This window comes from Peptoniphilus sp. BV3C26 (assembly GCF_000478985.1).
GTDB lineage: Bacteria > Bacillota > Clostridia > Tissierellales > Peptoniphilaceae > Peptoniphilus_B > Peptoniphilus_B koenoeneniae.
On sequence record NZ_AWXB01000058.1, the window covers coordinates 22,918 to 42,716 of the forward strand.

Annotated in this window: 18 protein-coding genes; 4 read left to right on the plus strand and 14 right to left on the minus strand. The window is 30.4% G+C overall.

From position 1 onward, the window contains the following. Positions 1-20: 20 nt before the first annotated feature. Positions 21-1,397, minus strand: coding sequence for a class II fumarate hydratase (gene fumC / locus HMPREF1253_RS06740; RefSeq protein WP_023056036.1), 1,377 nt, complete (start codon positions 1,395-1,397; stop codon positions 21-23). Next, positions 1,397-2,560 (minus strand): NADP-dependent malic enzyme, encoded by a 1,164-nt coding sequence (locus tag HMPREF1253_RS06745; protein WP_023056031.1) that lies wholly within the window; start codon positions 2,558-2,560, stop codon positions 1,397-1,399. Before HMPREF1253_RS06745 ends, fumC begins: the two co-directional genes overlap by 1 nt. A 126-nt stretch (positions 2,561-2,686) precedes the next feature. On the opposite strand from HMPREF1253_RS06745, the gene HMPREF1253_RS06750 reads away from it, so the two are divergent. Then, positions 2,687-3,502: a hypothetical protein gene (locus HMPREF1253_RS06750; protein WP_023056081.1), complete on the plus strand. Its 816-nt coding sequence runs from the start codon at positions 2,687-2,689 to the stop codon at positions 3,500-3,502. A gap of 15 nt (positions 3,503-3,517) precedes the next feature. Here the strand turns inward: HMPREF1253_RS06750 and HMPREF1253_RS06755 are convergent, their stop codons facing one another. The 7 genes from HMPREF1253_RS06755 to HMPREF1253_RS06780 form a co-directional block, all read right to left on the minus strand. Then, positions 3,518-5,296: a polysaccharide deacetylase family protein gene (locus HMPREF1253_RS06755; protein WP_023056104.1), complete on the minus strand. Its 1,779-nt coding sequence runs from the start codon at positions 5,294-5,296 to the stop codon at positions 3,518-3,520. 7 nt (positions 5,297-5,303) lie between these two features. Further along, the gene (locus HMPREF1253_RS06760) at positions 5,304-6,815 is read right to left on the minus strand and encodes an MBOAT family protein (RefSeq protein ID WP_023056003.1); all 1,512 of its coding nucleotides are present in this window, start codon (positions 6,813-6,815) and stop codon (positions 5,304-5,306) included. Then, positions 6,816-7,061: a phosphopantetheine-binding protein gene (locus tag HMPREF1253_RS06765; protein WP_023056106.1), complete on the minus strand. Its 246-nt coding sequence runs from the start codon at positions 7,059-7,061 to the stop codon at positions 6,816-6,818. Then, positions 7,054-8,412 (minus strand): AMP-binding protein, encoded by a 1,359-nt coding sequence (locus HMPREF1253_RS06770; protein ID WP_036739720.1) that lies wholly within the window; start codon positions 8,410-8,412, stop codon positions 7,054-7,056. Before HMPREF1253_RS06770 ends, HMPREF1253_RS06765 begins: the two co-directional genes overlap by 8 nt. Beyond that, positions 8,381-8,530 carry a hypothetical protein gene (locus tag HMPREF1253_RS10135; RefSeq protein WP_155803749.1) on the minus strand — a complete coding sequence of 50 codons (150 nt, stop codon included), beginning with the start codon at positions 8,528-8,530 and terminating at the stop codon, positions 8,381-8,383. Before HMPREF1253_RS10135 ends, HMPREF1253_RS06770 begins: the two co-directional genes overlap by 32 nt. A 111-nt stretch (positions 8,531-8,641) precedes the next feature. Next, entirely contained in the window at positions 8,642-9,694 is a 1,053-nt protein-coding gene (locus tag HMPREF1253_RS06775; protein WP_023056019.1) for a PIN/TRAM domain-containing protein, read from the minus strand. A gap of 58 nt (positions 9,695-9,752) precedes the next feature. After that, complete coding sequence (locus HMPREF1253_RS06780; protein WP_023056110.1) at positions 9,753-10,235, minus strand: CarD family transcriptional regulator; 483 nt, start codon at positions 10,233-10,235, stop codon at positions 9,753-9,755. A gap of 190 nt (positions 10,236-10,425) precedes the next feature. Here HMPREF1253_RS06780 and HMPREF1253_RS06785 point away from each other — a divergent pair, with 190 nt between their 5' ends. Then, positions 10,426-11,799, plus strand: a complete 1,374-nt coding sequence (locus HMPREF1253_RS06785) for an aminopeptidase (RefSeq protein WP_023056102.1) — start codon at positions 10,426-10,428, stop codon at positions 11,797-11,799. 53 nt (positions 11,800-11,852) lie between these two features. On the opposite strand, the gene HMPREF1253_RS06790 is transcribed toward HMPREF1253_RS06785, so the two are convergent. The 3 genes from HMPREF1253_RS06790 to HMPREF1253_RS06800 all read right to left on the minus strand — a co-directional run bounded on the left by HMPREF1253_RS06790 (position 11,853) and on the right by HMPREF1253_RS06800 (position 16,492). Further along, the gene (locus tag HMPREF1253_RS06790; protein ID WP_023056001.1) at positions 11,853-13,637 is read right to left on the minus strand and encodes a sulfatase-like hydrolase/transferase; all 1,785 of its coding nucleotides are present in this window, start codon (positions 13,635-13,637) and stop codon (positions 11,853-11,855) included. Positions 13,638-13,863: 226 nt separating this feature from the next. Next, complete coding sequence (gene megL, locus HMPREF1253_RS06795) at positions 13,864-15,069, minus strand: methionine gamma-lyase (protein WP_023056066.1); 1,206 nt, start codon at positions 15,067-15,069, stop codon at positions 13,864-13,866. A 25-nt stretch (positions 15,070-15,094) separates the two neighbouring features. Then, the gene (locus tag HMPREF1253_RS06800; protein WP_023056050.1) at positions 15,095-16,492 is read right to left on the minus strand and encodes a Na+/H+ antiporter NhaC family protein; all 1,398 of its coding nucleotides are present in this window, start codon (positions 16,490-16,492) and stop codon (positions 15,095-15,097) included. A gap of 597 nt (positions 16,493-17,089) precedes the next feature. Between HMPREF1253_RS06800 and HMPREF1253_RS06805 the strand changes: the two genes are divergently transcribed. After that, a complete protein-coding gene (locus HMPREF1253_RS06805; protein ID WP_023056016.1) occupies positions 17,090-17,944 on the plus strand; it encodes a DegV family protein in 855 nt (284 codons plus the stop codon). 365 nt (positions 17,945-18,309) lie between these two features. Here HMPREF1253_RS06805 and HMPREF1253_RS06810 read toward each other — a convergent pair whose 3' ends face one another. After that, entirely contained in the window at positions 18,310-18,495 is a 186-nt protein-coding gene (locus HMPREF1253_RS06810) for a DUF6440 family protein (protein ID WP_023056094.1), read from the minus strand. Between the two features lie 16 nt (positions 18,496-18,511). After that, positions 18,512-19,285 (minus strand): ZIP family metal transporter, encoded by a 774-nt coding sequence (locus tag HMPREF1253_RS06815; protein WP_023056020.1) that lies wholly within the window; start codon positions 19,283-19,285, stop codon positions 18,512-18,514. Between the two features lie 283 nt (positions 19,286-19,568). Between HMPREF1253_RS06815 and HMPREF1253_RS06820 the strand changes: the two genes are divergently transcribed. Beyond that, on the plus strand, positions 19,569-19,799 hold the full coding sequence (locus HMPREF1253_RS06820) for a FeoA family protein (RefSeq protein ID WP_023056029.1): 231 nt from the start codon (positions 19,569-19,571) through the stop codon (positions 19,797-19,799).

A 19,799-nucleotide genomic window follows, 5' to 3' on the forward strand; every position in this document is an offset into this window, starting at 1 on the left:
TACTCTGTTTCTTTTTGATATTATCTTTTTAAATTTACCATTTTCTTAGGGTCTACTATTTTATCAAATTCTTCTTCTGTTAAAAGTTTTAAACTAAGACAAGCTTCTTTTAAAGTTGTTCCCTCTTGGTGAGCTTTTTTTGCAATTTTAGCTGCATTCTCATAGCCTATATAGGGATTAAGTGCAGTTACAAGCATTAAAGATTTGTTTACATTTTCATTAATTTTTTCCATATTGGGTTTTATTCCAACTGCACAATTTTTATTAAAGCTTATAAGTGCATCACTTAAAAGTCTTACACTTTGAAGAAAATTATAAGCTATAAGAGGCATGTATACATTTAATTCATAATTTCCTTGAGAAGCCGCTATACTTATTGCAGTGTCATTTGCCATTACTTGAACACATACCATTGTAAGAGCTTCTGCTTGGGTTGGGTTAACTTTTCCTGGCATTATTGATGAACCAGGTTCGTTTGCAGGAATTGTTATTTCTCCTATTCCACACCTTGGACCTGATGCAAGAAGTCTTACGTCGTTGGCCATTTTAAGCATATCACATGCAAGAGCTCTTATTGCTCCATGCACAAAGACAAGTTGATCTTTACTTGTTAGAGCATGAAATTTATTTTTTGCGCTTATAAATTTATGGCCGCTTTTTTTTGAAATTTCTTTTGCTACAAGTTCTGCAAAATCTTTGTGAGCATTAAGTCCTGTTCCTACTGCAGTTCCTCCCAGGGCAATTTCACGGAGTCTTTCAAGAGAATCTTTTATCATTTCCTTTGAAAGTTCAAGCATTCTATGCCAGCCGCTTATTTCTTGTCCTAAAGATAGGGGCACTGCATCTTGCAAGTGAGTTCTTCCTGTTTTTATAATTTCCATATAGTCTTTTGAAAGTTTATCAAAAGTTTCTTCCAATTGATCTATAGCAGGAATTAATTTTTCTTCGATGGAAAGTAAAGCACTTATATGAAGAGCCGTTGGAAAAGTATCATTACTTGATTGGGATTTATTTACATCATCATTTGGATGAAGAACTTTTTCCTTTAGTATTTCATTTCCCCTGTTAGCTATTACTTCATTTACATTCATATTGCTTTGAGTGCCAGATCCTGTTTGCCAAACCACAAGAGGGAAATGTTCGTCAAGTTTTCCTTCAAGTATTTCATCACAAACTTTTTTTATAGCTCCTGCTTTTTTTTCATCAATAAGATTTAAATTTTTATTAGTTTCAGCAGCTCCATATTTTAAAATTGCAAAAGCTCTTATTATTTCTTCAGGCATCTTTTCAGTACCTATAAGAAAATTTTCATGACTTCTTTCAGTTTGAGCAGCCCAATATTTATCTTTTGGAACTCTTATCTCACCGATGCTGTCATGTTCAATTCTATAATCCATTATTCTCTTGCAACTCCATCTTTTCTTGCTTGATCTGCTACAGCTTTTGCAACTTTTTCTGCAACGCTTAAATCAAAAGCATCAGGGAGTACACGTTCTTCTATAGGATTTTCAACTGCATCTGCTATTGCATGAGCTGCGGCAAGTTTCATGTTATCTGTAATTTTTCTTGCTCTTACATCAAGGGCTCCTCTGAAAAGTCCCGGAAATACTGATACATTATTTACTTGATTTGGAAAGTCACTTCTTCCTGTACCACAAATTCTTGCTCCACCTTTTTTTGCTTCTTCCGGATAAATTTCAGGAACTGGATTTGCCATTGCAAAAACAATTGCATCTTTATTCATCTTTTCTACCATTTCTTTTGTAACAAGACCTGGACCTGAAACTCCTATAAAAATATCAGCTCCTGTTAAAGCTTCTGCCATGCCGCCCTTAACATTTTCAGGATTACATTTAGAAAGCATTTTTTGTCTATATTCATCATCGTAGTAGTCCGGACCTATTATTCCTTTTCTTCCTACAAAAATTACATTTTTTGCTCCTTCAAGAGTAAGAAGGTGTAATATTGCCATACCAGCTGCACCGGCACCACTCATTACAATTCTTGTGTCTTCAAGTTTTTTTCCTACTAATTTTAAAGAATTTAAAATTGCTGCAATAACAACTATTGCAGTTCCATGTTGGTCGTCATGAAAAACTGGAATGTCCATTTCTTCTGCAAGCCTTTGTTCTATTTCAAAACACTTAGGTGCTTTTATATCTTCAAGATTTATTCCACCAAAAGTAGGTTCAAGATTTTTTACAGTTTTTATAATTTCTTCTGTATCTTTTGTAGCAAGGCAGATTGGAAAGGCATCAACATTAGCAAAATTTTTAAATAAAATTGATTTTCCTTCCATAACTGGCATTCCTGCCATAGCACCTATATCTCCAAGACCTAAAACTGCAGTTCCATCAGTTACAACTCCTACAAGATTCCATTTTCTTGTTAAATTGTAAGCTTCGTGAGGATCTTCTTTAATTGCTAAACAAGCTTCTGCAACTCCCGGTGTATATGCAAGGGCAAGAACTTCTGCGTTATCTGTCTTTGCTCTTGGTTTAATTTCAAATTTTCCCCTTAATTCTCTATGAAGCTTCATAGCTTCTTTTTTATTGTCCATTTTTATCCTCCTAATAATTAATTTTTAAACTAAGTAAATTATAGCACACAATCCTCTTTATACAGAAAATGTTTTCTTATTCTTGACTTAAAAATAAAAGGCTAATAAACTTAGATTGGTGATATTTTGAAAAAATATTTTTTATTTTTAATTTCAATTTTTATATTTTTAACAGCCTGCTCAAATCAAGAGATTTCAAAAGAAATGGATGAAAGGGAAAAAATTTTTCAATATTTTTCCTCAAGGCCTTCTGCTGAAAAAATTAAAGATTTAAGTGTTGCTTTAAATAAAACAGAACAAATAATGAATTTAAAAGATGATACTCTTACTCTTGAGCTTAGTGACCAGGATTATTTTAAAAATTCTTACCAAAATATAAAAGAACTTGTTTATATTTTTTATTTAAATCCCACTATAAACACCATTGTTTTAAAAAGTTCAACAGATAAAAGTATTATTGAGAGAAAAACTTTTAAAATATATTTAAGAGAACTATTTTCTCTACCTGTAAATGAGGAAAATTTTAAAAAACTTACTTATGAGCTTAAAACCATTGATGAAGGTGAGCTTGCAAAAATTAAAATTATAGATGATATAGATGCCTTAATTAAAAACATCTATGGCACTTCAAAGGGTTTAGATCAGATAAATTATAAGATAATAAAAGATGATATGGAAAAAAATTTATATGTTTTTTATCTTTGCATAAGACTTTCAAACTTTAATGAAAAACTAGAGGAAAAATCTTATGATAATTTATTTGTAAAATTAAAATTTAGAAAAAAGGCTCTTCTTTCTTATAGTCTTTTTTCAAAAGAAATGTTAAATCAAGAAGATTTAAAGGATTTAAATATATATAAACTTGCAGAAAATGCCAGTTTTGCAAATTATTACATGAATCTTAACGGCGCAAAAGAATATTTAAAAAGCATAAAAAAATAACCCGAATTTTTCGGGTTATTTTAATACTTGTTCTAAATCCGTTTCAGGACCTATGTTTATTCTATTCATTGAAAAAGTAGACTGTTTTAATCCCTTTAAAATAATATTTTCTCCTTCATTTGTTGTAAATGTAATGTTATATCCCTTTTCTTTTACTATAACATCACTTAAATTATCGTGAAGACCTAAAGGATATGCCATAGCCTTATAGGGACTCATAAGTCCATTCATCTTTTCTTCAAAATTTTTAATATCATTTTTTAAATAAGAAATATATTCTTTCTCATCCCCCTGCCTTAAAAGAGATGTGTGAATGTCAGGATTTTCTTTTTCATATTTTTCCACTTGGTGCATATCAAAAGTGTGGGATCCAAATTCCACAAGTTTTGAATTTTTCATTTCTTCCATTTGATTTAAATCGTAGTGGGGAATAATTTTTATTCCGCTTTCTTTATAAGTGTCTTTGCCTATGGAAACTCCTATGGGAAAATACAAAGCTTTATAATTATACTTTTTTAAAAGGGGATAAACTTTTGTATAGTTACTTTTATAGCCATCGTCAAAAGTTAAAAGAATTGATTTTTCAGGAAGGGCTTTTCCCTTTTCTACAAAATCATTTATATCTTTTAGACTTATTGTAGTATAATTTTTTTCTTTTATTTTTTCAAAAAGTTCTATAAGTTTATTTTCATCAATTATTGCAGGATTATTTTTATCTTGCCCTATATGATGGAGCATCAGATTTAAAATTTTACCTTCAAAATTTTCTTTTTTTGCAATTTGAGGTCTTACATCTTGTCCTTTCTTTACAAAAGTTCCAAAATCTTCAGGAATAAAATGTTCTTTGTCTCCAAATATTTTATATATCATCATATCTCCCACATCATTTCTATAGTGGGCGGTATCATAAAAATATCTTGGATCAAGACTTATACTTGAATAAGTAAAATCCCAATAGTCGCTTATTTTATTTAACCTTCTATAAAATTCATCAATATCTGTTTTTGGGTAAGCATTAAAGGCAGTTTTATAAAGAGGATACATTATAAGTCTTAATTTAACATTTTTCTCTTGCAAAAACTTTACTGTATCTTCTAAGTCTGAAAAAAATTGATCTTTATATTTTGTTTCTATTTTTGCCTTTTCAAATTTAAAATCCGGATATAAATTTAAATAATTTTCAAGGGAGCCTATATTTTCTGTATCTCTAACTCTTTTGTCATAATTGCCACTATCAGGTATAAATACATCAAATCCCGATGGAATATAAGATTTCTTTTTTGAAGACTTATACATGTCATAGGCATATCTCATATCTGAAAATAAATAATTTAAGTAAAATTCAAATTTATTTTTACCATCAACTTCAGGCTTCATCTTGTAGTGAAGATCATTATCCCCTGTATCATAACTTTCAGCAAAAGAAAAAGTAATAGGCAAGACTATTTCTTTTGCACCTCTTTTATTTACCAAATATTTAACAGTTTCTTTTACATCCTTCATATCGGCACCATAATAAAAGGCGTTATAATAATTTTTTTTGCCATATTTATTAAAGCTTTGTGTCAAAAGAGGACTTGAACCTGATGACCCTACTATATAAGCATCATAATTATCCTTATTATTTAGATAAGTTATTTTTGCAGTTCGAGGATTTCTTGTCATCCTATATGCAAACCAACCATCTTTTCTAAAGACTCCAAAGGGGTCCATATAAAAATTTATTGCTCCTATTAAAATAAGAATACTTAAAATTGAAAGTATAACTATTTTAATTTGTTTTTTAGCTTTCATTTTTCTCCTAATATTTTTGATATACAAATTCCATTTGAGTTATGTTTGTGCCCATAAGTCCGAAAACAATTGTAAATCCTATTACAAAGACTAAAAGTAAATATAAACTTACAGGTTTAAGTCTCTTTATCTTTTCGTAAAAATCTCCGTATTTTTCCTTATATATTCCGGCAAAAATCATTATAGTTATGCCAATAATAAGAACCACATATGAAAGAGGTTTCATGTTCATGGCAGAATAAAAGTTTGCCCAAAAATTTTTTCCGAAATAATTCTTTACAGTATATTTAAGCATGATCCAAAGTTCTCTTCCAGTATTTGCCTTAGAAAAATATCTTCCTATGGTGGTAATAAAAATTACCCATAAAATTTTTAAGGAATATTTAAATTTATAGGGTAGAGGAAGTTTCTTATCTATGTCTGCTCTTATATTTTCCAAAACAAGAGAAATAGATATAACTATACCATAAAATAAACCGAATAAAAGAGATATGGTCCTTGCACCATGCCAAGCTCCTATTAAAAGATAAACTACAATAGTTGAAATAAGCAAAGTAAAAATTTTCCCATATTTAGGTCCAAATTTTTTCCTTGATTTTTTATTTATGTTAGCAAAACTCTTTGAAAGACTCATAGGATAAAATACATATTCTCTCATCCAAGCTCCCAAACTCATGTGCCACCTTCTCCAATACTCTGCAACTGAATCTGCAAAATAGGGATTATTAAAATTCTCTGCAAGATCAATTCCCAAGATTTTTGAAAAACCCCTAACCATATCTATACCGCCGGAAAAATCTGCATAAATTTGAATTCCAAAAACAAACATAGCAAAAAATAAAACAGAACCTTGATAAGAAGTGTAAGATTTTACAACATTTCCTATAGGTTCAACCAATCTATCCGCTATTACGGTTTTCTTCATAATACCAAATAAAATTAAATAAAAACCTCTTACAAGATTTTCATAGTCAAAATTTTTCTTTGTGTATAAGGTATTTGAAAGTTCATCATATTTATCAATAGGGCCCTGTAAAAGAGCTGGAAAATAACTTACAAAAGTTGCAAATTTAAAAAAATCTTTCTCAGCATCATATTTACTTCTATAAAGATCAATTAAATATGAAGTTGCCTTGAAAGTGTAAAAAGATATTCCCAGGGGCGGAATAATTGACATAAAATCAAAGCTTTCAATTTTAAATACTTTTAAAAGTCCCAGATATTTTAAGCCAAAAAGTATTCCAAAATTAATTAAAAGCCCACTTATTAAATATTTTTTTGAATATTTTTTTCTATCTTTCTTAGGGTAGAGGTCGTTTATTTTTTGTATTTTTACACCTAAAAAATAAATGCTTATACTAGTTATAATAATATAAATTGCCATGGATTTTTCCATGACAAAATATAAAACAAGACTTGCCAGAAGTAAAAATAACCACTGGAATTTTTTAAAAATTGTGTAATATAAAACTACAAAAATACTTAACCCTAAATAAAGAATGGGATTTGTAAAATTCAATCAAGCTCTCCTAAAAAAATGCTCTACAAGTTCTAAAATAGTTTTTGGAGTTTCAAAATTTTCAGGTAAGATGTCTTCAACTCCTATGTCGATTCCGAATTCATCGTTAAGTTCCAAAATCAAACTTACAGTATCAAAGGAATCTATTACTCCTGATTCAATAAGTTCAGTATCTTCTTCGATTTCAGCATTAGGATCTGGTGTTACATCCTTTAAAATTTCTATAATTTTGTCTAAATTAGTCATTTTTTTCTCCTAAATATTCTTTTAATTTATTTCTATCTACTTTATTATTTCTATTTAATGGCATTACGTCAAGTCTTATTATTTTTTTTGGCATCATGTGTCTTGGCAATTTATCTTTTAAGAGCCTAAACATATTTTTTTCATCGATTTGACCTTGATAAAATACGCTTATTAATTCTTTTTCTTTTTCAAATAAAACTCCGCTTATGTCAATTCCTTCTAAGGCATTAATTCTATTTTCAATTTCTCCAAGTTCTATTCTATATCCTAAGTGTTTTACTTGATTATCCATTCTGCCCTTAAAATAAATTTCCCCATTTTTTATAAGTCCAAAATCACCCGTTTTATAAAAAATTTCCCTATATTTATTTTGTAGAGGATTTTGAACAAAGGTCATATTTGTTTTTTCAAAATCATCATAATAACCTAAGGCAAGTCCTTCTCCTCCAACAAAAATTTGTCCTTCTTCATTTTCTTTACAAGGTTTGTTTTCTTCATCTAAGATATATATTTTAGATCCAGGAACTTCTTTTCCAGCAGGAATATTTAAAAGATCATCATCTTTTGAAATCTCATGATAAAGACAATTAAAACTTACTTCAGTAGGAGCATAAAGATTGTAAAATTTTGCCTGAGAATTTTCCATCCAATAAATCGCCGTTCTCTTTGGTAAAATTTCTCCTGAAAACATAACTTTTTTTACGCTTGGTATTTTTTTATAAGAAAATGCCTTAAAATTTTCCATAATTCTTAAAGCAAAAGTAGACCAAATTAAAACACTTGCTTGAAAATAATTTATAAGATCAAGGATTTTTTTGGGAAACATAAAATATTTAGGCGGTATTAGGGCTATAGCTGCAAGGTTATAAATCGACAAAAAAATACTTTTACAGGAAGAATCAAATTCAAAGCTAACTTGATTTCCAAAAATATCTTCCCTTGTAAAATTAAATTCTTCATTAAAGTTTCTGCACTGATCAATTATAGAGCCGTGACTTTTTAAAACCAGTTTTGGGCTTCCTGTTGATCCAGATGTAAACATACCAAAAGCAGGGGATGTCCTTATGCTTTTATTTAGAAACTTCATGTCTATTTCTTCATTAGTTTCAATTATCTCTTTTATGTCTTTTGAAAAAATTGAACTTTCTTTTGAAGATAAGATGCCTGCAAAGTCGTATCTTTTTATTATTTCTTCAAGTCTTTCTTTGGGAGTTTTGTAATTAATGGCAACATAATATCCTCCCGCTCCTAAGATGCCCATAAAAGCAAATAAATCATATTCATTGTCATCTATAAGTACAAGAAAGGGTTTCTTTAAATCAAAGTCTTCTTTGATTAAAAAAATTTGCAACTTTTTTTGCCTTGGACAAATATTCTGCAAAAGTATATTTATTTTTTTCCGTTAAAATTGCGTATTTATCTTTCGCTTTTTTGTTTGCTTCAACTAATATATCAAATAAATTTTTCATTTTTCACCTTCTTGTAAATTATATAAAATTTAATTTTTTAATACAATTATTATAAGTTATTTGTATAAATATTTTAATTTTGCTTATCTTAAAAAATATAAAAAAAGACGGCTAAGCCGCCTTTGGTTTTGCAAAAATCATCTTTCCTGCTGAAGTTTGTAGTACTGAGGTAACTTCAACTTTTATGCTTTTGCCTAAATAATCTTTTCCATTTTCAACAACTATCATTGTTCCATCATCTAAGTAGGATAAACCTTGATTTAATTCCTTTCCAACTTTAACTATGGAAACGGACATTTCTTCACCAGGTAAATAAACAGGTTTAACAGAGTTTGCAAGTTCATTTATATTTAAAACTTCTATGTTTTGAACTTTTGCCACCTTGTTTAAATTATAATCGTTTGTAACAATTTTTCCCTTTACATCCTTTGTAAGTTTTAAAAGTTTTGAATCAACTTCAGCTATGTCATCATAAGTTAAATCTGAAACTATAATTTCAATAACTTTATCTTCTTGCATTTCATGAATAATGTCCAGACCTCGTCTTCCTCTGGTTCTTTTTAAATTATCTGCAGAATCTGCAATGTGTTGAAGTTCCTCAAGGACAAATACCGGTACTATTACAGGCCCCTCTAAAAATCCACTATCACAAATATCTTTGATTCTGCCGTCAATTATAACAGATGTGTCCAAGACTTTTGGTTTGCCGCTTATTTTTGGAAGTTTTAAAGTTTCTTTTTTTTCAAAGGGTTTTTGAAGGGCTTCTTTAATTCTGTTCGTAAGCTCTTCCTTGTTATGAACTGCAAGTCTTACCCCTAAAAAGCCAAACATTACATAAACTAAAATACTAAGTACACTTCCAAGATATGGTATTGGTATTCTGTAAATTGGTTGGGAAATAAAAAAGGCAACTAATAAACCTATTATAAGACCTGAAAGCCCCCAAATAAGCTCCGGTAGGCTCCTACCCTTTAACTCTTCTTCCAAGAAATCCTGTAAAGACTCAAAACCTTTAAAGATTTTGGGCCCCGTTATAAAAAATATAATTGCAAATAAAATAATTAAGGATATCCTAAAAATTAAGTTTGCCCTTCCATCAAAAAATTCAAGCCCGATTAATCTAAAAATGGTAATTAAAATTAAACCGAAGCCTGCGCCAACCAATGACCAAAGCAGCCTAAAAATTTTTTTAAATACTTCTTTATTTATGGTCTTTACCTCCTCATGCTAAAATAGCCTTTTCAACAAGGCTGTCAATTTCGCTTACGCTTTTATCATAAACGAGGGCCATCTCGGATATTATGATTTGTTTAGCATTATTAAGGAGTTTCCTCTCTCCAGTTGATAAAGTTTTCTCTTCATCCATCTTAGTAAGACATCTGACTACTTTTGCAATTTCAGTAAGATCTCCCGACTTAATACGTTCCATATTAAACCTGTATCTCCTGTTCCAATTTGATGGCAAATCTTCTTCAGCATCATCTTTTAATGTTTCAAAAACTTTATTCATTTCAGCAGGGCCATAAATATATCTAACTCCAAGGTCTTTAGCATTTTCTACAGGAACCATAACTCTCATTCCGTTTATGGGCATTCTGAGAATATAATATTTTCTTTCTTCGCCAAGTACTTCTTTAATGTCTATATTTACAATTATTCCGGCGCCGTGCATGGGATATACTACTTTATCTCCAATTTCAAACATTTTAACCTCCTTAAATGGCCTATTTATAGTATAACATTGAAATTAAAAAAAGTAAATTTTATATATTATCACAAAGTTTAAGAGATATCAAATATTTTTGCATTTTAATTATAATTTTCTTTAACTTTACTCAACTTAAATTAAAGTGTATTCTATAAGAAAATATGATTGTTTTGAAAGGAGACTTATTTTGGAAAAAATTAAAAAATCAGTATGGCAACAAATTGACGAAAATGAAAAAGAAAAAATTTATGCTTACGGTGAAGATTATAAAAATTTTTTAGATAAGGCAAAAACTGAAAGAGAAGCCACTTCTTTTATAATTGAAAAAGCAAAAGAAAAGGGTTTTATTGAACTTAAAGAAGCTCTTAAAAATAAAATTAAAAAGGGTGACAAAATTTATGTAAACAATAAAAATAAAAGCCTTGCTCTTTTTGTAATAGGAGATGACTTAGAAGAAGGTATGAATATTGTAGGATCTCACATAGATTCTCCCCGCCTTGATGTAAAACAAAATCCCCTTTATGAAGACAGTGAACTAGCCTTTCTTAAAACTCACTATTACGGCGGTATTCGCAAGTATCAATGGCCGACTATTCCATTAGCAATTCACGGAATAATAATAAATAAAAACAATGAAAAATTTGAAATTGCCATTGGAGAAGATGAAAATGATCCAATTTTTTATATAACAGATTTACTTCCCCACCTAAGTGCAGATCAAAACAAAAAACCTTTAAGTGAAGCAATCACTGCAGAAAGTTTAAATGTTATTGTAGGTCATTCCAGCTACGGTTCAAAGGAAAAAGAAAATCCCATAAAAAAATTTGTTCTTCAATATTTAAATGAAAAATATAATATGGTTGAAGAAGATTTTGCAATTGCAGAACTTGAAGTTGTGCCTGCATCAAAAGCAAGAGATGTTGGTTTCGACAGAGCTATGGTAGCTGGTCACGGTCAAGATGACAGGGTTTGCTCTTTCGCAAATCTCTACGCCCTTCTTCAAGTTGAAAATCCAAAAATTACTGCAGTGGGCCTTTTCGTAGATAAGGAAGAAATCGGTTCAGTGGGTAACACTTCCATGAATTCTGCATTTTTTGAAAATGCCCTTGCTGAAATTTTGGCAAATCAAAAAAATTATTCAGATTTACTTTTAAGACGTTCCATTGCAAACTCAAAAGTTCTTTCAGCTGATGTTATTGTTGCCTTAGACCCGGACTTTAAAGAAGTAAGTGATGATAAAAATGCAGCCTTAAGTGGATACGGTGTTGCTATAGCAAAATATACTGGAGCTCGTGGAAAGAGCGGCAGCAATGATGCAAACTCTGAATTTTTAAGAGAAGTTGTAAATAAATTTAACGATAACAATGTTATTTGGCAAACTTCAGAACTTGGGAAAACAGATCAAGGTGGCGGCGGAACTATCGCCTATATTCTTGCAGGAAAGGGCGCTGAAGTAGTTGACTGCGGAACTGCTATGCTCTCCATGCACGCACCTTATGAGATACTTTCAAAGGCCGATGCCTATATGACAATGAAAGCCTATCTTGCATTTTTAAAATAAAATTTAAATTTTAAAAGGGATGATTTTAAAATCATCCCTTTTTTTATTAAATATTATTCTTCAACTTTTTCCTTCATTCGATAATATTCCATGTTGTAAAATTCTTGAATTTTCTTGTCTGTTTCCATATCTCCATTTAGACGAAATTGACCATTGACCTTTAAAAAGTGAGGTTTTATAACATCTATATTTCTTGTAAAATCACTTAGATATTGATTGTACCAATCTCCCTCATAACCTAACTGTTTAAAAAGATAATTAAACAAAAAGCAAGGATCAAGATCAGGACCCTGTCCCCTAAAAGCATTTCCAGTTACTTCTTTTGCCTTTTCATTTGCCCAAATAATATAAGGAGTTGAATAATTATTCCAAAATCCATCAACAGTTGCCAAATTGTCATTTATACCAAAAATTTTAAAAAGTCTGTTTTGCTCTTGCATTGATGGAGAATGATCTCCCCAGAATATTAATACAGTTGGCTCTTCAACCTGTCTTAAATGATTTATTAAAATCTCAAGTTGATTTGATGTGTCTTCCATAAGATTTAAATAATTGTTGAAATAATTAAAATCTTCTCTTGTATAATTATCATTCCAAACTAAAGCTTCATTTTGAGGCCCCTCTTCTTCATTATAAGGGCCATGGCCTTCATAACTTACATTAAAGCTCATATAAGGTCCGTTTTTTCTGTTCTCGTCAAACTTATCTAAAATAAAATTAAAATATTCCCTATCAAATAAAATGTCATCACTCATTTTGCTGAAGGTGTTTTCCATGTCATAAAAAGTCCCAAGACCAATGGATTTATAAGCATTTACCCTGTTGTAAAAAGTTCCTACAAAAGGATGGGAGCTTTCAATTTTGTAGCCCTGATCTGTTAAATATCTCGCATAAGTTTTTCTTGGTATATCATAGGTCGGCGTGTTTCTATATCCACTTATTACACTGGATTCAGTATAAAAAGTTCCACCTCCAAAAACATTAACTATAGTCTGCCCATAAATAGATTCATTTTGTAAATCATGAAAATATTTATAGGGATCGTGGGTAAATTCAAGATTAGAATTTCTATACATATAAAAATCCTTAAAGGATTCCAGTTGTATTGCAATAATATTTACTTTTTTCTCATCTGGTATTCCTTTGCTTTTATAAGTTGAATAAATTTCTTCAGCCTTTTTTTCATTGAAGTCTTTATATTTATAACCTACCGCAGATTTTATAGAGTGTAAAAAAGGATATACAAAACCCTTTGACTCATAAGAATCAAGGTGTATCCAAAGATTTAAATTGCTTTGAGATCCAAGAGATGAGTATACATTCTCATCAAAAATATAAATATTTGTAAAAATAAAAAGCAGGCAAGTTAAAATTATGGATTGTAAAAATCTGAACCGCCACAGAGCTTTGTTATTTTTAAAAAATTTTATTAAAAATACAAAGAGTACCAAAACTAAGACAAAGCCTATAAGAACTTGCTTGTCCGGTGCAACTTTATATTTTTTAACCATGGTAAAAGCTTCTTTTATAAATTTAAAGTCTGAAAAATAAAGAGGTTCAGACCTATACAAAACTTTTTTCCCATTGGTAAAGGCAAGTAAAAGACTTATAAGGCTTGTTGCTCCGAATCCTATTGTTTCACTTTTAAATAAAAAACTTAAAATTAATACAAAAAGATAAATTGGAATAAAATTGTATAAAATTATTAAGGGTTCTTTAAAATACGAAAAAAATATTCCATCTTTAAAGCCATAACTTGATATAAACATAACAAATATTGTTAAAACTAAAGAAGGTAATAATTGTATTAAATATACATTCTTTTTTAATCTATTCATCTATAAAGAAATTTCTCCTTTTTAACTATGATATTTATTGTAATTAAACCACTTTTACCCCATTAATACAAGATTTTTTTACAATTGATAAATTTCTTTACAATTATTTTGCAATTTTTTAAAAAATTTTTACCCTATAAAAAAATCGGTCTTTAATTTTAATCCAATAGACTAAATAAAGACCGAATTTTTTAATTTAATTTGCTTTTTTAAGCTTTAACAAATCTTATTTAATTTGTCCAAGAGCTTGTTCAAGGTCAGCAATAATGTCATCAGCATTTTCAAGACCTACAGAAAGTCTAACCATACCATCTGTGATGCCTGCAGCTTCTCTTTCTTCTTTAGAATATGGAGAGTGAGTCATTGTAGCTGGATGTTGAATTAGAGTTTCAGCATCTCCTAAAGATACAGCTAATGTACAAAGTTTAACAGAGTTCATTAAAGTTCTTCCAGCTTCGATTCCACCTTTAAGTTCGAAAGAAATCATAGCACCAGGAAGTTTCATTTGTTTTTTAGCAAGATCATAGTATTTAAATGATTTAAGTCCAGGATATGCAACACTTTCTACTGCTGGATGATTTTCAAGGAATTCAGCAACTTTCATTGCGTTTGCACAGTGTTTTTCCATTCTTAGTGGAAGTGTTTTTAGTCCTCTGTTGATTAGGTATGCAGCAAATGGATCAAGAACTGCACCTGTCATATCTTTAAGACCAACAAATCTAATGTTAGTTATCATTTCTTGGCTTCCAATAACAAATCCCGCAATGACATCGCCGTGACCGTTGATGTATTTAGTAGCTGAGTGAACAACTATATCAGCACCTAAAGATAGTGGATTTGAAATGTATGGTGAACAATAAGTGTTGTCTACAATTACAAGACCTTCTTTATTGTTTTCATGAGACAATTTTGCAATTGCTTCAATATCTGAAATATCCATGTTTGGATTTGCAGGAGTTTCAAGATAAGTTATCTTTGTATTCGGTTTTAAGTGACTCTTAACTTCATCTAAGTTAGCCATGTCTATAAAATCAACTTCTACTCCAAATCTTGGTAGAGCATGTTCTAAGAATGCAAATGTACATCCATAAAGAGTTTTTGCAGCAAGAACGTGGTCTCCTGCTTTTAAGTTTGTCCAAATTGCTGAAGTTATAGCACCCATTCCGGAAGCAGTTGAAAGGGCAGCTTCACCGCCCTCAAGCATGGCAACCTTTGCTTCAACTTGAGCGTTTGTAGGATTTCCTAAACGAGAATAAATGTATCCGTCTTCTTCAAGAGCAAATCTTCTTCCGCCTTGTTCAGCAGAATCAAATATAAAGGTTGAAGTTTGGTAAATAGGACAAGCAAGTGCCCCAACATCATTCTTTACATAACCTGCGTGTACACACTTTGTGTCAAAGTTTAATTTTTTCATTTCGTCTTTTGAATTCATTTTTTCCTCCTATAAATTTAAAATATTAAACACGTGCTACATCTTCCGGTTTTACACCTTGATCGATGTATTTTTGTGCTTCGTCTTGCCTCATGTCATATTCAAAGTTCCAAGTTTCTTTTGGTTTAGTAAATGGAACCCATATTGAGATTAAAGCAACAATAGCAAGTATAAATTGATACCAGAAATATGGCATAATTTGGAAAGGTGCTACTGCTCCTTCAGTAAGACCTGCTGCAATAAGAACTTGAGCACCATATGGTATAAATCCTTGCATTACGCAAGAGAAAGTGTCAAGAAGTGATGCAGTACGTCTTGGGTCAACCTTAAACTCATTAGAAAATTCTTTGGCTACAGGACCTGCTATTATAATTGCAACTGTATTGTTTGCAACTGCAGCGTCAAGTAAAGATACCAATACTGAAGTACCTACTTCAGCAGATTTTTCTCCACCTAAGAAATTCTTTGTCTTTTGAATAATCCATTCAATTCCACCTTCTTTTCTAACCATGTAAGCAAGTCCTCCTGTTAACATAGAAAGTAAGAAGATTTCAAACATACCTGTAAATCCACCCCAAATGTTTGCTGAAACATCTAAAAGGGCAATGGAACCAGTACCTACACCAATAACAGCTGATAAAATAATACCTGCCATAAGTACTAAGAATACGTTCATACCTGCTATAGCAGCAACTAAAACTACTAAGTAAGGTACAACCTTAATAAAGGTGTATTCCAAATTATCTTGTTTAACTATAACTTCAGGTCTTGCAAAAATTAAAAGCAAAACAAAAGTTATAATTGCTGCAGGAAGAGCGATTTTAAAGTTCATTCTGAACTTATCTCTCATTTCTACATTTTGAGTTCTTGTAGCGGCAATAGTAGTATCTGAAATAACTGACAAGTTATCTCCAAACATTGCTCCACCAACAAGTGCACCAAGAACAAGAGGCATATCAAGGCCGGCTTTAGTAGCAAGACCTACTGCTATAGGTCCAACTGTTGAAATTGTACCTACTGAAGTGCCTGTTGCCAGTGAAATAAAAGCAGCCATTAAAAATATACCTGCTGTTAAAAATTGCGGCGGTATAACGCTCATACCTAAGTTTACTGTAGAATCAACACCACCCATGGCTTTTGAAACTGATGCGAAAGCACCTGCAAGTATGTAAATAATACACATGATAATGATGTTTTCGTCACCACAGCCTTTAATAAAGGCTTCAAACTTGTCATCAACGCTTCCTTTAAACATGATGAAGGCAACGATAATACCTACAATTACGGAAATTGGGGCCGGGATTTGGTAGAATGCAAGTTCTACACCAGTAGCATTCAGATAAAAACCTGTGCCTAAATAAAATGCAATAAATACTATGAAAGGTATTAGTGCCGATCCCTTTGGCTTAACTCTGTTTTCCATAGTTCCCTCCTATAAAAAAATTTTTAACTCCTTAGAGCTAATCTCATTATAACACTAAATGAAAATGTTAACATGGCATTTTTCTATTTATTTGTCGAAATCTTGCTTTAAAGTCCGAAAATGTATAGCTTTTAACTTATATAAATTTTAAATAAACATTAAAAATGCTTATAACTTTAAATTTTCGTTTAAAATATTGTTTTTGTGATCTCCATCACATCATCGCAATAAAGGCTTTATATAGCAATAAGTTTTTTAAAGTTTTTTAAATCATATCTATACTTATTAAGTCTTATATTAATTATCTTCTATAAAAATAAATATCAAAAAAATTTTTATAAATAGTTATTTTTTTATGTTTTTAAAAATTTTGATTTTAATAACATGTAAGTGGTCTGAACAGTGTAAAACATTTTCACGATTTTTTAAAGTTAGTTTTATAATTCTTTTTGTATAAAATATCTAAGATAAAGTTTGTTTTTTACTAAATAAAATAAAATTCCTTGCTTGAAAAATTTTTCTATATTACAATTATTTTAAATTTTAAAATTTTTAAACAATTGTAAAATTAATATTAATAGAATTCGGGGAGTTACTATGAATAAATATATATTAGTAACAGAAAGTGGATCGGATTTGCCGCAAAAATATTTAGATAAATATAAGATAAAAATAGTCCAAATGCACGTAACTATGGGAGATAAAACCTATGATGACAAAGATGTGCAAGTTGAAAAAATTTTCGATTACTATGACAAGGAAAAATCCTTAGCCACAACATCAGGAGCAACTCCTGGTGACTTTGAGAAAGTTTTTAAACAAATAAATGAGGAAAATAAAGATGCAAAAATTATTTATATAGCCTATTCTTCCGTAACAACAGTGTCCTTTAATTCTGCAAGACTTGCTGCTGAAAACTTTGATAATGTCTATTTAATAGATAGTAAAAATGTAAGCGTGGGCCTTGGCAGCCTAGTGATTGAAACGGCAAAATTTATTGAAAAAAATAAAGATGCAAGTCCCGAGGATATTATTGCTTTTGTGGAAGATGTAAGAGAAAGACTTCGCTTTATATTTTTACCTCAAACCCTCTTATTTTTAAGGGCGGGAGGCAGAGTTTCCAACGCCGCATATTTAGGAGCCATTCTCTTAAGAATTTTTCCAACTATAAATATTGAAAATGGCTATTTAGTTGCAGGAAAAAAATATATGGGATCTTTTAAAATTGCCTATAGAAAATTGATAAATGAGTTTTTCAGAGAAAATGATTTTGAAGAAGGTTCCATAAGACTTGTGAAAGTCCCAGATTTAAACGAAGGTCATATTAAAAATATAGAATCTCTTCTTTCTTTTCATAAGATTGAAGATTATGATTGGTTTAATACTGGCTCTGTTATTGCCTGTCACGGCGGACCTGGAGCTATGGGGATTTCAGGAATCCTAAAAAAGTAAATACAAAAAGCAAATATAAAAAAATAAAATGCCGAGTTTTCGGCATTTTTTTAATTTGTTTTTTATGCTTTACGTAGAGCATTTTTATTTTTATTTTTCAATAAACTTTTTATCCATATTTTTTCTTTTTCGTTTTTTTATTTTCTTTTATTTGGCTTCGCCGCCGGACCAATAGCAGATATTTGCAGCCAAATCAAAGATTTGGGCAAATAGTTGCATGAGACCTACCACGATTTTTTTCAAAAATCGGGTTAGGTCTTCAAAGTTGGTCCCTACAAAACTTCTATAAGACTCTATGGCGAGAAAACAAAATCAATATTTTTTACAAAATATTTTTTACGCTTCACGTGAAGCATTTTTATTTTTTAATCTTCATATTCCCTTGGATCTGTTATTACTACTTTTCCGTCCTTATCAAGAAGGGGTGTAAGACCTCCTGCGTATCCGTTTACAAAGGACAAATAATTTACTCCAGTTTCCAAATCTATAAAGATATTTAGATTGTCTACAAATCCTTGGCCATAAATTTTTTTAAATCTTTTGTCTTTCATTTTTTCCTCCTTATTTTTATCCTAAAAGTATGTCTAAAATCATCATTATTATAAAGCCTATTATAATCCCATATGTTGCTTCCCTTTCAAAACCGTTGGAATGGGTTTCGGGGATTATTTCATCGCTTATTACAAAAAGCATAGCTCCTCCTGCAAGGGCTAGGATAAATCCTATTAAGGGTCTAAATATAGATACTAAACCAAAGCCTAAAAAAGCTCCAAGGGGTTCAATAAGCCCTGTAAATAATGCAATTAAAAAGGCGCTTTTCTTTGAATAATCTTCTCTTACAAGGGCAAGGGCTACTGCCATTCCTTCAGGCATATTTTGTAGTCCTATTCCTAAAGCTATTGCTATACCATTTGAAATATTTTCCGTTCCAAATCCTACTCCTGTTGCAAGTCCTTCGGGAAAATTATGAATTGTTATGGCAATTACAAAAAGCCAAATTTTCTTTAAACTTTCAGTATTTTTCCCTTCAACTCTTTTATCTATTAAATGCTCATGGGGTGCATACTTATCAATCATATCCAGCATTAAAGCCCCTAAAAATATACCCGCCGATGCAATTAATACTGCTTTTAAATCTCCTCCTCCATATTCTATGCTGGGAAGTATTAAGGAAAAACAGGTCGCCGAAAGCATAACTCCCGCTGCCGCTCCTAAAAGTACATCCAGGACCTTTTGTGATACTGATTTTGTAAAAAATATGGGTATTGCTCCAAGCCCTGTCATAAGGCCTGGAATAATACAGCCTAAAGCTATTATTAAATTTGCACTAATTCCTTTCATTTTTTCTCCTATTTAATAAATATAATTATATTTTAAAAATATTTTTTTAATTTGTTTTAAATATTATAAATTAAAATTTCTTTTTTATAAAATTTTATTTATTTTTTATTCTAAAATATAATTAATATCATTGATTTTATGTATCACTTATTTTATGTATCACTTATAGTACATTATTTAATGCCTTTTAATATTGATAATTTTATTAAAAGGCATTTCGGAATTTTTTATAAATTTAAATAAATTCTTTTAAAAGTTAAATTTTAAATAATGAGGTGATGTTTTGATTAGTCTTATAATGGCTCCTAAGGATGTGGATCTTAAAGTTGCCATGATTAAAGATAAAAAAACAAAGGATGAAATTTTAGCTCATATAGCCAATTTAGGCTTTGTAAAGGGAGCTAAAGTTCGTGTTGTTTTTGAAAATGACGGAAATTTAATAGTTAAAATTAAAGATTCGAGACTTGCTCTTGGAAAAGATATCGCCAAAAAAATAATTGTAGAGGAGTTATAA

Bases quoted from the DNA above. Each gene is read 5' to 3' on its own strand.
- fumC (WP_023056036.1), bottom strand. From the start codon at position 1,397: ATGGATTATAGAATTGAACATGACAGCATCGGTGAGATAAGAGTTCCA.
- HMPREF1253_RS06765 (WP_023056106.1), bottom strand. From the start codon at position 7,061: ATGACTAATTTAGACAAAATTATAGAAATTTTAAAGGATGTAACACCA.
- HMPREF1253_RS06780 (WP_023056110.1), bottom strand. From the start codon at position 10,235: ATGTTTGAAATTGGAGATAAAGTAGTATATCCCATGCACGGCGCCGGA.
- HMPREF1253_RS06755 (WP_023056104.1), bottom strand. From the start codon at position 5,296: ATGAAAGCTAAAAAACAAATTAAAATAGTTATACTTTCAATTTTAAGT.
- HMPREF1253_RS10135 (WP_155803749.1), bottom strand. From the start codon at position 8,530: ATGAAAAATTTATTTGATATATTAGTTGAAGCAAACAAAAAAGCGAAA.
- HMPREF1253_RS06790 (WP_023056001.1), bottom strand. From the start codon at position 13,637: ATGAATAGATTAAAAAAGAATGTATATTTAATACAATTATTACCTTCT.
- HMPREF1253_RS06815 (WP_023056020.1), bottom strand. From the start codon at position 19,285: ATGAAAGGAATTAGTGCAAATTTAATAATAGCTTTAGGCTGTATTATT.
- HMPREF1253_RS06800 (WP_023056050.1), bottom strand. From the start codon at position 16,492: ATGGAAAACAGAGTTAAGCCAAAGGGATCGGCACTAATACCTTTCATA.
- HMPREF1253_RS06745 (WP_023056031.1), bottom strand. From the start codon at position 2,560: ATGGACAATAAAAAAGAAGCTATGAAGCTTCATAGAGAATTAAGGGGA.
- megL (WP_023056066.1), bottom strand. From the start codon at position 15,069: ATGAATTCAAAAGACGAAATGAAAAAATTAAACTTTGACACAAAGTGT.
- HMPREF1253_RS06805 (WP_023056016.1), top strand. From the start codon at position 17,090: ATGAATAAATATATATTAGTAACAGAAAGTGGATCGGATTTGCCGCAA.
- HMPREF1253_RS06810 (WP_023056094.1), bottom strand. From the start codon at position 18,495: ATGAAAGACAAAAGATTTAAAAAAATTTATGGCCAAGGATTTGTAGAC.